The sequence below is a fragment of the Micromonospora sp. ANENR4 genome (assembly GCF_015354395.1).
Classification (GTDB): Bacteria; Actinomycetota; Actinomycetes; order Mycobacteriales; family Micromonosporaceae; genus Micromonospora; species Micromonospora aurantiaca.
Window position 1 is genome coordinate 149998 of record NZ_JADKYQ010000007.1, and the last position, 15282, is coordinate 165279.

The 15282-nt window shown below is 74.2% G+C and carries 14 protein-coding genes; 6 read left to right on the forward strand and 8 right to left on the reverse strand.

Features of this window, described 5'->3' with window-relative positions:
* Positions 1-2: 2 nt before the first annotated feature.
* Both IRY44_RS14185 and IRY44_RS14190 read right to left on the reverse strand, forming a co-directional pair.
* Positions 3-740 carry a Pr6Pr family membrane protein gene (locus IRY44_RS14185; protein ID WP_269696481.1) on the reverse strand — a complete coding sequence of 246 codons (738 nt, stop codon included), beginning with the start codon at positions 738-740 and terminating at the stop codon, positions 3-5.
* 23 nt (positions 741-763) lie between these two features.
* Positions 764-1456, reverse strand: coding sequence for a hypothetical protein (locus tag IRY44_RS14190; protein ID WP_194800865.1), 693 nt, complete (start codon positions 1454-1456; stop codon positions 764-766).
* A 144-nt stretch (positions 1457-1600) separates the two neighbouring features.
* Here IRY44_RS14190 and IRY44_RS14195 point away from each other — a divergent pair, with 144 nt between their 5' ends.
* On the forward strand, positions 1601-2491 hold the full coding sequence (locus IRY44_RS14195) for a DUF72 domain-containing protein (RefSeq protein ID WP_194800866.1): 891 nt from the start codon (positions 1601-1603) through the stop codon (positions 2489-2491).
* A 36-nt stretch (positions 2492-2527) separates the two neighbouring features.
* Positions 2528-2734: a GTPase activator gene (locus IRY44_RS14200; RefSeq protein ID WP_194800867.1), complete on the forward strand. Its 207-nt coding sequence runs from the start codon at positions 2528-2530 to the stop codon at positions 2732-2734.
* Positions 2735-2738: 4 nt separating this feature from the next.
* Here the strand turns inward: IRY44_RS14200 and IRY44_RS14205 are convergent, their stop codons facing one another.
* From IRY44_RS14205 to IRY44_RS14225, 5 genes are all read right to left on the reverse strand, one after another.
* Positions 2739-3122 (reverse strand): hypothetical protein, encoded by a 384-nt coding sequence (locus tag IRY44_RS14205; protein ID WP_194800868.1) that lies wholly within the window; start codon positions 3120-3122, stop codon positions 2739-2741.
* A gap of 112 nt (positions 3123-3234) precedes the next feature.
* Positions 3235-3864, reverse strand: a complete 630-nt coding sequence (locus IRY44_RS14210) for a hypothetical protein (RefSeq protein ID WP_194800869.1) — start codon at positions 3862-3864, stop codon at positions 3235-3237.
* 117 nt (positions 3865-3981) lie between these two features.
* Positions 3982-4839 carry an alpha/beta fold hydrolase gene (locus IRY44_RS14215; RefSeq protein ID WP_194800870.1) on the reverse strand — a complete coding sequence of 286 codons (858 nt, stop codon included), beginning with the start codon at positions 4837-4839 and terminating at the stop codon, positions 3982-3984.
* A 50-nt stretch (positions 4840-4889) separates the two neighbouring features.
* Positions 4890-6107 (reverse strand): glycosyltransferase, encoded by a 1218-nt coding sequence (locus IRY44_RS14220; RefSeq protein ID WP_194801044.1) that lies wholly within the window; start codon positions 6105-6107, stop codon positions 4890-4892.
* A gap of 295 nt (positions 6108-6402) precedes the next feature.
* A complete protein-coding gene (locus IRY44_RS14225; RefSeq protein ID WP_194800871.1) occupies positions 6403-7614 on the reverse strand; it encodes a globin domain-containing protein in 1212 nt (403 codons plus the stop codon).
* 155 nt (positions 7615-7769) lie between these two features.
* On the opposite strand from IRY44_RS14225, the gene IRY44_RS14230 reads away from it, so the two are divergent.
* Positions 7770-8207 carry an Rrf2 family transcriptional regulator gene (locus IRY44_RS14230; RefSeq protein WP_194800872.1) on the forward strand — a complete coding sequence of 146 codons (438 nt, stop codon included), beginning with the start codon at positions 7770-7772 and terminating at the stop codon, positions 8205-8207.
* Complete coding sequence (locus IRY44_RS14235; protein ID WP_194800873.1) at positions 8207-8839, forward strand: class I SAM-dependent methyltransferase; 633 nt, start codon at positions 8207-8209, stop codon at positions 8837-8839. Before IRY44_RS14230 ends, IRY44_RS14235 begins: the two co-directional genes overlap by 1 nt.
* Before the next feature lie 78 nt (positions 8840-8917).
* Here the strand turns inward: IRY44_RS14235 and IRY44_RS14240 are convergent, their stop codons facing one another.
* Positions 8918-10174 carry a hypothetical protein gene (locus tag IRY44_RS14240; protein WP_194800874.1) on the reverse strand — a complete coding sequence of 419 codons (1257 nt, stop codon included), beginning with the start codon at positions 10172-10174 and terminating at the stop codon, positions 8918-8920.
* Between the two features lie 347 nt (positions 10175-10521).
* Between IRY44_RS14240 and IRY44_RS14245 the strand changes: the two genes are divergently transcribed.
* Positions 10522-12579 carry a type IIA DNA topoisomerase subunit B gene (locus IRY44_RS14245; protein ID WP_194800875.1) on the forward strand — a complete coding sequence of 686 codons (2058 nt, stop codon included), beginning with the start codon at positions 10522-10524 and terminating at the stop codon, positions 12577-12579.
* A gap of 32 nt (positions 12580-12611) precedes the next feature.
* A complete protein-coding gene (locus tag IRY44_RS14250) occupies positions 12612-15101 on the forward strand; it encodes a DNA topoisomerase (ATP-hydrolyzing) subunit A (RefSeq protein ID WP_194800876.1) in 2490 nt (829 codons plus the stop codon).
* The last annotated feature ends 181 nt before the right edge of the window (positions 15102-15282 follow it).

A 15282-nucleotide genomic window follows, 5' to 3' on the forward strand; every position in this document is an offset into this window, starting at 1 on the left:
GCTCAGGCCGAGCTGGTGGTCTCCCGCTGGACCACCGGCGGCTCGTCCGGCCCGGCCGTGGCCGGCGGCCCCACCGCGCCGGGCGTGGCCGGTGGGGTCGCCGGTTCGGCGCGCCCGGCCCGGGCGAGCAGCCGGTCCACGCCCACGAACAGCAGGCCCAGCAGCCAGAACACCGTGGCGAACCCGACCGCGCTGACCGCCAACCCGTCGTAGCCGAGCTCGCCCGCGTCGATGAACGGGTACGGGTACCTGTCCACGATCAGGCCGCGTACCAGCGCGAACCCGAGGTATCCGAGCGGGAACACCAGCCACCAGGCGGCGTACCGGGGGCGCAGCCGGCCGCGCCTGTCGAACAGCGCCCAGTCGGCGACCGCCAGCAGCGGCACCACGGTGTGCAGGAACTGGTTGCCCCACCACTCACCCGGTTGCCGGTCCGGCTGGGCCATCGCGAACGGGCTGGCCGGGTTGGCCAGCACCAGGTGGTAGACGGTGCCGGTGATGGTGATGTAGAGGGTCACCGCTCCCTTGAGGGCACTCGGCGGCTCGGGCCGGTCGCGCAGCGCGCACCAGGCGGCGTACCCGGCGAGGACGCCGACCGCCACGTTGCTCTGGATGGTGAAGTACGGCAGCAGGCCGGTCACCGTGGCCGGGCCGAGCGCGGTGAGGACGATGCCGGCCAGCACGGCGAGCACCACCGCCACACGGAGGAGGATCGCCGATCGGCGACGCCGGGGGGTCACGCGGGCAAGTTACCAGCCGGTCGTCAACCGGCCCGCCGCCCGGGCGGGGTGCCCGACGGCGGCCCGGCGTGCTCCGGCGCCGGGACGTCCACGCCCGGCGGTCCGCCGGACGGGTGGACCGGGTGCGCGGTCCGGCCGCCGCCTGGTCCGCCGTCGGCCCGGCCCGGCGGATCGTCGTCGCCCAGCAGCCCGGCGCAGTAGTCGGGCACCCGGTCGTGGCCCCCGGCGGCGGTGACGAGGTCGCTGAAGGCGGGTGTGGCGAGGGCGCGTCCCCGGTCCGGTTCGGCGAGCGCCCGGTACGCGACGCACAGTCCCGGCGGTGCGGACGGCTGCGGTGTCCCGGGGCCCGGCGAGCCGGTCGGCCGGGCGGGTCGGGTCTCCGGCGCGGGCGGCGCGGTGCCGATCGGCGGCGGCGCCGGTCGTGCGGCGCGCGGCAGGTTCCCGGTCGCGGCGAGCGCGACACCACCGGTGAGGGACGCGGCGAGCCCGGCCACCGCCATCCGGACACCGAAGCGGACACGGCGGCGACGGCGCATCCGCCGGGCCGACCGGTACCCGGCGACCGCTGCCGCCTCGCCGTCGAGTTCGCCCGCGCCCGGTGCGGCCCGGACCGCGGCCAGCACGGCGAGCAGTGCCGGCGGAGCGGGCGGCGCGTCGCCGGAGCGGCCGGCGAGCAGCCGCTCGACGGTTTCCTGGTCCAGGCCGGATGCGTCCATCTCGTGACCCTCAGCGCCGCGAACCGGCCGGGCGTCACACTCGGGCGGCGCGAAACCACGGTGAGGCCGGTCACCCGGTGCCGGTCCGGACCCGGAGGGCATCTCCGGTTGCCGATGTCCGGCGGTCGCGGTGAACTGAATTACATGGGTGTCATCAAGGTGGGCACGTCGTCCTGGGCCGACCAGATGCTGGTCCGCTCCGGCTGGTATCCGCGCGGGGTCAACACGCCCGCCGGCCGGCTCGGCTGGTACGCGGAGCGGTTCGGACTGGTCGAGGTGGACACGTCGTACTACGCCGTGCCGGCGCCGGAGACCACGGCGGGCTGGGCGGCCGCGACGCCGGACGGATTCACCTTCGACGTCAAGGCGTTCCGCCTGTTCACCGGCCACCACACACCGATCGACGCGTTGCCGAAGGACCTGCGTCCGGCCGGCGGCCCGAGCCGGATCCGCTGGCGCGACCTGCCCGCCGGGGCGTACGACGAGGTGTGGGACCGGTTCCACGCGGCGCTGGCGCCGCTCGCGGCGGCCGACCGGCTCGGCGCCGTGCTGTTGCAGTTCCCGCCGTGGCTGGCGCGTGGCGAGGCGGCTCGGCGGCGGATCCTCGACGCGGCCCGGCGCTGCCGTCCCTGGCCGGTCACCGTCGAGCTGCGGCACTCGTCCTGGTTCGACGGGGACGCGATGGCCGAGACCGTGACGTTCCTGCGCGAGCACGACCTCGGGTACGCCTGCGTGGACATGCCGCAGGGGCACGTCTCCTCGGTGCCGCCGGTCCTGGTCGCCACCACCGACCTGGCCGTGATCCGGTTCCACGGGCACAGCACGGCCTGGGAGAGCGGCGACAAGCAGGAACGGTTCCGCTACGCCTACGGCGAGCACGAGCTGCGGCACTGGTCGGTGCTGCTGCGCGAACTGGCCGACCAGTGCGCCGAACTGCACGTGCTGATGAACAACTGCTGTGGCGACCAGGCCCAGCGCGACGCCGCCCGCCTCGCCGACCTGCTCGACGTCGCCCCCGCTGCCGCGCGCGCCTGACGTTTCCGCCGCCACCGTCCGGGTACCGCCGGGGTCATGGACGACAGCGAAGGGGGATCGGTGGAGCAGCGGCGCAACGACGAGCGGGACCCGCGGGCGACCCGGGAGGCCGAGGAGGCACACGGCGGCAGCATGGCGCCGGGCCTGGTCGACGACACCGGGCATCCGGTGACCGAGTCGCCGGTGCCGGACAACGAGCCGTCCGCGCTCGGCGACCCGGGTGAGGACGGCACCGGGTCCTGACGGCTCAGGGACGCGTCTCCGGACGCATCCCGGTCGCCTCCTCCAGCGCGTTGTCGCCGAGGTCGCCGTCCGCCCTGTCGTCCGGGAACGTCCGCCCGGACGGGGCGGGATCCGGCGGTGCGCCCGGCCCGGCCTCGGCCGTCCGGGTCGGCTCGACGGATCCGAACCCGTGCCGGCCCGCCTTCGGCCCGCCCGGCCCGGCGCCGGCCGCCCGGCGCTCACCGCGCCGCCCCTGCGGTACGGCGGTCTCCTCGCTGCCCTCGTCCATCGGGTCGCTGTCACCGGCGCCCCACGGCGGGTCGGCGTCGAAGCCGTCGGTGGTCCCCCACGGCGCCGCCGACTCCGGCCCGCGCCCGTCACCGGTACCCGGCCGGTCCCTGCTGGTCATGGTCACCTCACCTCGCCTGCTGTGCCCGCGCCGCCCGACGGCGGCCGGTCCGGTCCCGGTGCACCGCGCGGCCGGCGACCCACCCCGATGTGGGTCGTCGGCCGCGCGGTGGTCAGCGGCTCGCCCCGACCAGGTGACGGCCGGCCGCGCCCACGGCGGCCACCTTGCCGATGTTCTTCGGCGCGGCCATCAGCCCGCCCGCGCGGTCGAGCATGCCCCGGAACACCTGGCCCGGCTTCTGCTGCTCGCCCATGTACGCCGACACCACGACGAGCGCGCCGGTCAGCGCCGGAACAGCCCACTGGAGCAGCTTCATCTGCCGTTGACTGGCGGCGACGTTCGCCGGGGTGTGGTGGTTCGGTTCGGTGGTCCCCTCGACCGGCGGCCCGCCGGCCTTCTCCAGCCGCATGCCGACCAGCCGGCTGTAGCCGGTCACGGCCAGCGCCCCGACCGTCAGCGCGGTCTTCACCGCGCTCATCTTCCCCACGCCCGCCTGGCGGGCCATCCGCGGGCTCTCGGTGACCAGTTCACCGACCGCGCCGGCCAGGTGCGCGCCGATCGCCGCCGCGTTCACCGGTGTCCACCGCGCCCACCCGGCCGAGGCCACCGGCAGCCGCTCGGTCGTGTCGTTGATCCGCGCCGCCGCGCCGTTCACGCCCAGCGCCCCCATCAGGGAACCGCCGAACCAGGCCGCCAGGCCCAGGTCGTGCATCGAGCGCAGCGTGGTGTGCCGTTCTGACATCAGATCCCCCTCCGCCGTGTTCGGGCGGTGCGGCATACCCACGATCGGGCGACTCACGCCCGGGCGTGGCTCACCGGCGGGGGAGCGTGCGCTCAGTGGCTCAGTGCCGGCGTGGGCTCAGCGCCGGGGGAGCGTGTCCGCGAACGCGGCGATCCGGGCGGCCAGCGGCGCCGACGCGCGTACCCAGGTGAAGTGGTCCAGCCGTGCGTCCGCCTCGGCGGCCGTGTAGCGGTGCCGCGTCACCGGCGCCGCGGTCAGCTTCCCGCAGAGGTGGTCGAGCGTCTCGTGCGGCGTGTACTGGTCGTCGTCGACGCTGACCGCGAGCACCGGCGTCCGGATCCGCCGCACGGCGGCCTCCGCGTCCACGCCGTCGAGTGCCGGGAACCGGCCGGTGCGGGCGGTGTGGGCCCAGTCGCGGATCACGCCGCGTGCCTGCCGGCCGCCGAAACCCCAGCCCGGCCAGACGCCGAGCAGCCGCGCCGTCGCCGCGATGGCCTGGGTGTACGGCAGCACGCCCCACCCGCGCAGGCCCGGGTACGTCCGCCACCACGGCAGCCCCACCGCCACCAGGGCCAGCCCGTCCACCCGGTCGTCGTCGTCCAGCGCCTGGTGCAGCACCGCGACCTGGCCACCGAGGGAGTGCCCGAGCAGCAGCCGGGTGCGGCCGTCCAGCCGGGGCTTGAGCGCGTCGAGCACGGCGCCGACGTCGGCGGCCATCTCCTGGTAGCCGTACCGGCAGGCGCGCGACGGCACCGGGGTGCTCTCGCCGGTGCCGCGCAGGTCGGCCACGATCACCGCGAGCCCGGCGTCGCGCAGCGCGGCGGCGAACGGCCGGTAGTAGCGGGCGCGTACGCCCATCGCGGGCCAGATCAGCACCACCGGCGCGCCGGGCGGACCGGCCGGCTCCGGGTAGACCTGCACGCCGATGCGCGCGCCGTCGACGTCCACGTACTCCTGGGTGTAGTCCCCGCTCACCCGGATCAGGGTACGGCCCGAACCTTACCGGTGGGTAGCAAGGGGTCGCCTCACGCCACCGCCGGTGCGGGCCGGGCCGCGTTCGTCAGCGCACCGTAGACCGCGACGAGCTGCTCCGCGCAGCGCCTCCAGGAGTACCGGCTGCGAACACGGTCGAGCGCGGCGGTGGCGTACGCGAACCGGCGCACGTTGTCGCCGAGCAGCCGGCGCAGCGCGGTGCCGAGCGCGCGGGGGTCACGCGGCGGCACCAGGTCGCCGGTGAGCCCGTCCACCACGCTGTCGGCGATGCCGCCCACGTTCGTGCCGATCACCGGCACGCCGCAGGCCATGCCCTCCAGCGGGGTGAGCCCGAACGGCTCGTACCAGGGGGCGGCCACGAGCACGTCCGCCGACCGGTACCAGGCGGCCATCTCCTCGCGCGGCACGCCGCCGAGCAGCCGTACCCGATCGGCCACGCCGCACGAGTCGGCGAGCGCGGACAGCCGGCGGGCGAACGTGTCGGCGGGCAGCAGGTGGCCCGGCGGGCCGCCGACCACCACGCACTCCGCGTCCGGCACCGCCGGCAGCGCCCGGACCACGTCCAGGAAGCCCTTGCGTTCGACCATCCGCCCGACGGTGAGGATGCGCGGGCGGGCCGGGTCGCGGGGCGCGACCGGGCCGTCCGGGCGGAACACCGCCTCGTTGACGCCGGCCGGCACGAGCGCCATCCGGGACCGGGGTACGCCCATCCGGACCAGCTCGGCGACCTCGTCGGAGCACTGCACGACGACCCGGTCCACGGCCCGGCCGAGCGCCCGCTCGTAACCGGCGCGCCCCGGTGCACTGGTGTCCCGTACGCCCTGGTGGCGACGCTTGACAGTGCCGAGCGAGTGGTACGTCAACACGGTCGGCACGCCGGTGCGACGGCTCGCGTGCACGGTGGCCAGCCCGCTCATCCAGAAGTGCGCGTGCGCCACGTCCGGGGTCCAGCCGCCGCGCCGCCAGGTGTCGGCCAGCCGGCTTCCGAACTCGCCCGTGTACGGCAGCAGGTCGTCCTTCGGCACCCGCCGCGCGGGACCGGCCGGCACGTGGCACACCTGGTAGCCGTCCGGCGCGTCGACCGCCTCGGGCAGCGCGGGGGAGTCACGGCGGGTGTAGACGCGGACGTCGTGGCCGGCAACGGTGAGCGCGGACGCGAGTTCCGCCACGTGCGTGTTCTGGCCGCCCGCGTCCTCCTCGCCGGGGGCGGCGAGCGGGCTGGCGTGCTGGGAAATCATCGCGATGCGCATGTTCTCGTCCTCCAGGATCCGGTCCCAGTCGGCGAGGAAGCGGTCCGGACCGCTTCCTCGCCACTCGCGTGCCCGTGCGCCGAGCCGGTACGCGGCGTCGGCGTCCCCGGTCAGCCGGCGCGCGACCGCCACGAGCGTGTCGACGCGGGTGGCCGGCGCCCCGGCGTCCGGTGGGGCGGCGTCCACCGCTTCCGTGGTGGCCGGAAGGTCGCGTTGATGCCGGGGATGCGCATGGAGGACCCCTACCCTCGGCTTGCGCCCCTAACCAGGAGATCGTCGACTTCACCGCGGGGCGTCAGCCCGGCAGCATCCCGGGGCCGAACACCTCGTAGGCGATCCGCTCGGCCGGCACACCCCGGCGCAGCAGGTTGCCCCGGACCAGGTTCATGAACGGGACCGGGCCGCACAGGTGCACGTCCACCCCGGCGGGCAGCGGGAGCCGGTCCGGGTCGATCAGCCCGGCGGACACCTCCGCCTTCAGGCCGGGCAGGTCGGCCCCGGCGGCGTCGAGGTACCAGAGGTGGACGGCCAGGTTCGGCAGCCGCTGCTGGAGCGCGGGGAGTTCCGCGCGCAGCGCGTGCGCCTCGGCGTCCCGGTCGGCGTGCGCCAGCGTCACCCGCCGTCCGGGGTTCCGGTCGGCCAGGTGGGCCAGCGCCGCCATCGCCGGGGTGAGCCCGATGCCGGCGCTGACCAGCAGCAGCGGCCCGTCGCCGCCGGTGGCGTCGACCTCGCCGAACGCCGGGCTGAGCCGCAGCGTGTCGCCGGCGGCCACCCGGTCGTGCAGGTGACCGGAGACCATGCCGTCGGGGGCGCCGCCCTCGCCGCGTACCCGCTTCACGGTGATCCGCCACTGGTCGGCGCCGGGGCGGCCGGAGAGGCTGTACTGGCGGATCTGCTGCCCTCGGCCGCCGTCCAGGTCGACGGCGACCGAGACGTACCGGCCGGGGGTGAAGCCGGGTGCGGCGCCGCCGCCGGCCGGCGCGAGGGTGAGCGAGACGACGTCGGCGCTCTCCCGGGTCCGGCCGGTCACCCGCCAGTCCTGCCACACCGGACCGCCCTCGGGTACGCCGGCGCCGGCGTAGAGCCGCGCCTCGCGGGCGATCAGCTCGCAGGCCAGCAGCCAGTAGACCTCGTCCCAGGCGGCGGCCACCGCCGGGGTGATCGCCCCGCCGAGCACCTCGCCGACCGCGGCGAGCAGGTGGCGGCCGACGATCGGGTACTGGGTGGCGGTGATGCCGAGGGAGGCGTGCTTGTGCGCGATCCGGTCCAGGACCGGCCCCCACGGCATGCCGCCGTCGCCGGTCAGGTGCGCCGCGTACGCGACCACCGCCGAGGCGAGCGCGGCCTTCTGCGCCCCGGTGGCCTGGTTGCCCCGGTTGAACAGGTCCAGCAGGTCCGGGTGGGCGTCGAACATGCGCTGGTAGAAGCGGCCGGTGATGGCCTCGCCGTGCGCCCGCACGACGGGCAGGGTGGCGGTCACGACCGCCGCTGAGGATTCCGAGAGCACTACCGAATCTCCTTTCGGGGCTCGAACAGGTCGATCCCCACAAAACAGGATTCAGAGATTCCTCTTTTAGGGTCGAAGGTCCCGGTGCCGGGGTGGCATGGGTCACCGTGAATCTGCTGGTGTCCTGGGCGGCGCCGAGTGGCTAGGGTCGGTGCGTGAGGCTCAACCGGTCGACCGACATGGCGTTGCGGATCGCCATGCTGACCGCCGCGTCCCCGGTCCGGGCCACCGTCGACGAACTCGCCACCCGGCTCGAACTGCCCCGCAGCCACGTCGCCAAGGTGGTGCAGCGGCTGCAACGCATCGGGGTCCTGGTGACCATTCGGGGCCGCTCCGGCGGCGTGGCCTTCGCCGAGCACGCCGCGGACCTCACCGTCGGCCAGGTGGTCCGCGCCTTCGAGGGCGACGGCGAGGTGGTCGACTGCGCGCAGCCGGTCTGCCCGCTGGTCGCGGAGTGCCGGCTGCGCGGTGAGCTGCGCCGCGCGCAGGCCGCGTTCCTCGCCGTGCTCGACGGGGTACGCCTCGGCGACCTGGTGGACGGATCCGCCGGCCCGCTCCTGCTCAGCCTCGGCGCACCACCGGCAGGTCGCTGATGGCCGTCTCCCATCCGATCTACGCCCGGCTGTTCGCCCGCGCCAGCGTCGGGATGGACCAGGCGGGCGTGGCCCGGCACCGCGTCCGCCTCGTCGCCGGGCTGCGCGGCCTGGTGGTCGAGGTCGGCGCCGGCAACGGGCGCAACCTCGCGCACTATCCGCCGCAGGTCAGCCGGGTGCTCGCGGTCGAGCCGGAACCCCACCTGCGCGCGCTGGCCCGCGCCGCCGCGCCGGGCGCCCCGGTCCCGGTCACCGTCGCCGCCGGGCTGGCCGAGGAGCTGCCGGTCGCCGACGGCGCCGCCGACGCGGTGGTGCTGTCGCTCGTCCTCTGCTCGGTGCCGGACCAGGCGGTCGCGCTGCGCGAGGCGCGGCGGGTGCTGCGGCCCGGCGGCGAACTGCGCTTCTACGAACACGTGGTGGCGCAGACCTCCGGCCTGCGCCGGGCCCAGCGCCTGGCCGACGCCACGCTCTGGCCGCTGTTCTGCGCCGGATGCCACACCGCCCGGGACACGGTGGCCGCGATCCGGGCCGCCGGGTTCACGGTGACCGAACTGGACCGGTTCCGCTTCCCGCCGAGCGGGCTGCCGGCGCCGGCCTCGCCGCACGTGCTCGGCACCGCGATCCGGGCCTGACGCCGGACCGGGCCGGACGCGCGTTCCGGCCGGCCCCGGCCCGGCGCCCCCGGGGTGCGGGGGCGCCGGCCGTCGCTGTCAGCTCACGCTCACCGTGCCGTCCGGGGCGCGGACGCAGGAGACGGTACGGGCGCCGGTCGCCGCCGCCCCGGCCAGGCACCGGCCGAGCACCTTGTGCCCGGCGGCGTTCGGGTGCCACGACTCCTGGCAGGTCTGGAAGTACGTGCCGCAGGCGTTGGCGATGCGCTGGATGTCGAGCTTGTCGTATCCGGAGAGGCTGGTGACGAACGTGCCGCTCGGGCCGTCCATCAGCCGGATCGGGGTGGCCAGGGCGTTGCCCGGGCTGCCCGTCGACTCGCAGAGCCGGGCGCCGTCGAACGCGCGCTGCACGTTCAGGTAGACCAGGTCGTCCTGCGGGAACTCACCGGCGAGCGTGCCGCGCACCGAGCTGACGAGCGTGCCGAGGCCCTGCGAGAAGCGGTGCCCGGGCGCCAGGCTGGCCCGGTGGATCGGGCAGCCGGCCGCGTACCGCTCGGCGCCGAGCGCGCGGAACTTGTCCCGGGTGTCGTCGCGGCTGTCCTCGGTCCAGTAGGTCTGGTCCAGCTCGAACGGCAGCGGGTTCGTGTAGTCCTGGAACACCACCCGGTGCTGCCCGTCGGCGTCGATCTGGTCCAGCGTGGTGAGCAGCTGCCGCAGCGCCGTGGTGGTCTCCGCGGTGGCGGCGGCGAACTGCGCGGCCGTGCCCAGGTCGGCGTCCGTGCACGGCTTCTGCTCCACCGGCCCGCCCAGGTACGCCCAGAACTCCCACCAGCCGGTCCACGCGTCGGCGATGAACCGGTTGGCGCACTTCTCCGCCACGCTGCCGAAGGTGAACGAGCTGTTGTTCGAGCCGAGCCCGACGAGCACCAGGTCGATGTCGTGGGTCCGCGCCACCGACCGGAGCTGGTCGAGCTGGGCGGCCACCTGCCGTCCCTTGGCCCGGGTGGCCGAGGCGCCGGCGATGTCGTACGGCTGGCCGCCCGAGCAGGCCAGGTTGAACCGCGCGGAGATGCCGGGCAGGTCGGCCTGGAACAGCGAGGCGTTCGGTGAGCGGTGGCAGAAGTAGGCGTTGGCGTTGGCGGCGGACCAGCCGGGGAAGCCCTGGGCCACCCCGTTGACGTCCACGACCGGCGCGTACGCCCCGGCGCCCTCACCGCTGATGAAGCTGTCTCCCAGCGCCACCGCGGCGGTGGGCAGTGCGGCGGCTGCGGGCCGGGCGGGCGCCGCGGCGGCGGGCAACGCCACCGTGGCGAGCGCCAGCGCCGCCGCGAGCACGGAACGACGGAACACGGACATGCCCGACCTCCCAAGACATCGAAACGTGAAAGATTCTTCAGGAGGGCGATCAGATCACGCGCGTGTGACGGACGTCAATGGCCCGACATCGGTGGCCGTTCACCGGGGAAGACATCCGGCGCCCGGGTCGTTGTGTCGGCTGGACACCCCGCCCGTCCCGCCGGGCCGCCGTGCTCGACCGCCGGACGGAACCGGACGGCAGGCCGATCGCGCAACGCACCGCCCCGGTGCCGCCGACCTGTCGGGGCACCCGGCTAGGCTCGCTCCGGCGCGCCGCGCCCGGCGATCATCGTGGGGGATCACACGGTGAACGGCACCACACCGCCGAGACCTGGGAGTACGACCAGTTGACCGCACAGCCTGAGACCCTCTACGGGGCCGACGACCTGACGCATCTGGAGGGCCTCGACGCCGTCCGCAAGCGCCCGGGCATGTACATCGGCTCGACCGACAGCCGTGGCGTGGGTCACCTCGTCAACGAGATCCTCGACAACTCGACCGACGAGGGTGTCGCCGGTCACGCCACCACTGTCGACGTGATCCTGCACGCCGACGGCTCGGTCCAGGTCGACGACGACGGCCGGGGCATCCCCACCGACGTGCACGCCAAGTCCGGCATCTCCGGCGTCGAGCTGGTGCTGACCCGCCTGCACGCGGGCGGCAAGTTCGGCGGCTCCGGCTACAAGACCTCCGGCGGCCTGCACGGCGTCGGCGCCTCGGCCGTCAACGCGTTGTCCCGCCGCTTCGACGTCACCGTCCGGCGCGGCGGCAAGGTCCACGCCATGTCGTTCCGCCACGGCGTACCGGGCGTCTTCGACGGCGACGGGCCGGACGCGCCCTTCACCCCCGGCCCCGGCCTGCAGATCGTCGGCGCGATGAAGCGCGGCCAGCGCACCGGCACCTCGATCCGCTGGTGGCACGACCCCCGCTACTTCGAGACCGGCGCCGCGCTCGACACCCAGACGGTCCGGCTCAAGCTGCGCAACACCGCGTTCCTCGTGCCCGGCGTCGCCTACCGGCTGCGCGACGAGACCGGCGAGCAGAGCGTCGAGGAGAGCTTCCACTTCCCCAACGGCCTCACCGACATGGTGGAGTTCCTCGCCCCGGCCGGCGACCGGCCGGTCTCCGGCACGCTGCTGGTCACCGGCGAGGGCACCTACCGGGAGAACGCCGCCGACGCCAACGGCGTCATGCAGTCCAACGTGCAGCGGCGCGCCGAGGTCGAGGTGGCCTTCCGCTGGGGCACCGGCTACGAGCGCACCGTCGAGTGCTTCACCAACACCATCCGCAACGCCCACGGCGGCACCCACCGCAAGGGCTTCGAGCGCGCGCTGGCCCGTACCCTCGCCGAGGCCGCCCGCAACGCCCGCGGCCTGCTCAAGCCCAAGGAGGACGCGCCCACCCTGGACGATGTCCTGGAGGGCATGACCGCAGTGGTGCACGTGCGCATCCCGGAGCCGCAGTTCACCTCGCAGACAAAGGACGAGCTGTCCACCGCCGGCATCACCAAGGTGCTCCAGGGCCTGGTCGAGGCGCACCTCAAGAGCTGGCTGGACGACCGCCGCACCAAGGCCGAGGCCCGCACGGTGCTCCAGAAGATCGTCGACGCGGCCCGGGTCCGGCTCACCCAGAAGCAGCAGAAGGACGCCGCCCGCCGCAAGACCGCGCTGGAGGGCGCGGCCATGCCGGCCAAGCTCGTCGACTGCCGGGCCGCGGGCATCGAGCGAAGTGAACTGTTCATCGTGGAGGGGGACAGCGCCCTCGGGACGGGGCGGCTCGCGCGGTCCTCCGAATACCAGGCGCTGCTGCCGATCCGCGGCAAGATCCTCAACGTGCAGAAGGCGAACCTCCAGCAGGTGCTGGACAACGCCGAGTGCGCCGCGATCGTCCAGGTGCTCGGCGCCGGCTCCGGCCGGACGTTCGACCTGTCGGCCCTGCGCTACGGCCGGGTCCTCATCATGGCCGACGCGGACGTCGACGGCGCGCACATCCGTACCCTGCTGATCACGCTGTTCGCCCGCTACATGCGGCCGCTGATCGAGGCCGGGCGGCTCTACGCGGCGATGCCGCCCCTGCACAAGATCACGACCAAGGGGCGCAACCCGCAGACCGTCTACACCTACACGCAGGCGGAGATGGAGGCGACGGTGCGCAAGCTGGAGAAGGCCGGCAAGCAGATCGTCACGCCGATCCCGCGCTTCAAGGGCCTCGGTGAGATGGACGCCGACGAGCTGTGGGAGACGACCATGAACCCGGCCACCCGGGCGGTCCGCCGGATCACGCTCGACGACGTCGACGCCGCCGAACGGATCCTCGAACTGCTCATGGGGGAGAAGGTCGAACCCCGCCGCAACTGGCTGATCGACTCCGCCGACCGCGTCGACCGCGACGCCATCGACGCCTGACCAACGGGTTCTTCTCGGAAGGGAACCGCACCATGGCACGCCGCAAGGACGACCGCGCGAAGGCGGACCTCGCCGCCTTCGACCAGGCCGGCGCCCGCGTCTTCGACAACCCGCTGGTCACCGAGGTCTCGGACTCCTACCTGGAGTACGCGTTCTCGGTCATCCACTCCCGCGCCCTGCCCGACGCGCGCGACGGGCTCAAGCCGGTGCACCGGCGCATCCTGTGGTCGATGTACGAGCAGGGCTACCGGCCGGACCGCGGCCACGTCAAGAGCGCCCGCATCGTCGGCGACGCAATGGGCAAGTACCACCCGCACGGCGACACCGCGATCTACGACGCGATGGTTCGGTTGGCCCAGGACTTCTCGCTCAACGTCCCGCTCATCGACGGGCACGGCAACTTCGGCAGCCCGGACGACGGCCCGGCCGCGGCGCGATACACCGAGGCCCGGATGTCCCGGGAGGCGATGCTGCTCACCGGCGAGCTGGGCGAGGACACAGTCGATTTCGAGCCGAACTACGACGGCTCGCTGACCCAGCCCACGGTGCTGCCGGCGGCGTTCCCGAACCTGCTCGTCAACGGCGCGTCCGGCATCGCGGTCGGCATGGCGACGAACATGATCCCGCACAACCTCGGCGAGGTGGTCCAGGCCGCCCGCTGGCTGATCAACCACCCGGACGCCACACTCGACAAGCTCATGGAGTTCGTGCCCGGCCCCGACCTGCCCACCGGCGGGCTGCTGCTCGGCCTGGACGAGGTGCGCCGCGCGTACGAGACCGGGCGCGGCGTGGTGCGCATGCGCGGGCGGGTGGAGATCGGCCCGCTGGAGGGCAGCCGCGGCCGGCAGGCCATCACCGTCACGGAGCTGCCGTACGGCGTCGGCGCCGAGAAGGTCATCGCGGCCATCACCAACGAGGTCAACAAGACCAAGCGGCTGACCGGCATCGCCGACGTCAAGGACCTCACCGACCGCGAGAACGGCACCCGCCTGGTGGTGGAGTGCAAGGTCGGCGTGAACCCGCAGGCGCTGCTGGCCGACCTCTACCGGCTCACCCCGCTGGAGCAGTCCTTCGGCGTGAACAACCTGGTGCTCGTCGACGGCCAGCCCCGCACGCTCGGGCTCAAGGAACTGCTCGACGTGTTCCTGGCCCACCGCTACGAGGTGGTGACCCGGCGCAGCGCGTACCGCAAGCGCAAGCGGGAGGAGCGCCTGCACCTGGTCGACGGTCTGCTGATCGCTCTGCTCGACATCGATCGGGTGGTCAAGCTGATCCGCGCCAGCGAGGACGCGCAGGCCGCCAAGGACGGCCTGATGCAGAAGTTCAAGCTCTCCGAGATCCAGGCGAGCTACATCCTGGACACTCCGCTGCGCCGGCTGACCAAGTACGACCGGCTGGAGCTGGAGGCCGAGCAGGAGAAGCTGCGCGGCGAGATCGCCGAGCTGTCGAAGATCCTGGACGACCCGAAGGTGCTGCGGAAGGTCGTCTCCGACGAGCTGGCCGCCGTGGTCAAGCAGTTCGGCGCGCCGCGGCGCACCACGCTCGTCGACGGTGACCTCAAGGAGGTGCTCGCCGCCTCGGTGCCCGCCGGTCCGCTGGAGGTCGCCGACGACCCGTGCCAGGTGATCCTCTCCGCCACCGGGTTGGTGGCACGGACCGCGGCCGAGTCGGAGGAGGCCGCCGAGGCGCGCCGGCGCAGCGGCCGGGTCAAGCACGACGCGGTACGCGCGATCGTGCACTCCACCGCCCGCGGCCGCGTGCTGCTGGTGACCAGCGCCGGGCGCGCGTTCAAGATCGACGTGCTGCCGTTGCCGGTGCTGCCGGAGCAGTCCGGCACGGTGTCGCTGCGCGGCGGCATGTCGGCGGCGGAACTGGTGCCGCTGGAGCCGGGTGAGACGGTGGTCGGGCTGGCCCCGCTGGGTCCGTCCGCGCAGGGCTCGCCCGGTCTGGCGCTCGGCACCCGGGCAGGCGTGGTGAAGGTGTGCGCCCCGGACTGGCCGGTCCGCTCCGACGAGTTCGAGGTGATCTCGCTGCGTGACGGCGACGAGGTGGTCGGCGCGACCTGGCTGACCGACGGCGCCGAGACGCTGGCGTTCGTGTCCTCGGAGGCGTCGCTGCTGCGCTTCGCCGCATCGGTGGTACGCCCGCAGGGGCTCAAGGGCGGCGGCATGGCCGGCATCAACCTGCCGGGCGACGCCCGGGTGGTCTTCTTCGGCGCGATCCGCACCGACGACGCGAAGCACGGTGAGCCGATGGTGGTCACCTCGACCGGAGCCACGGTGAAGGTGACGCCGTTCAAGGCGTACCCGGCGAAGGGAAGGGCGACCGGCGGCGTACGCGCGCAGCGGTTCCTCAAGGGTGAGCTGGAGCTGTCGGTGGCCTGGATCGGCCCGCGGCCGGTGGGCGCGACGGCCACCGGAGACCCGGTGGAGCTGCCCCCAGCGGACCCGCGCCGAGACGGTTCCGGTTTCGCCGTGATGCTGGGCCCGACGGTCGTAGGCCACCACATCGACCGCGACTGACGAGGTAGGGCGGGCGCCTGGCGCACCCGCCCTACCGCTCAGCCGCGCCCGCCCGCGCACCCGGCGACCCTGCCCATCTCGGCCCTGTCCGACCCGGGTGATCAAGGAGTTTGCGGCCCTTTCACGCTCCCGCCGACCACAAACTCCTTGATCACCGCAGGGGGCGCCGTCGGCGCCTGGC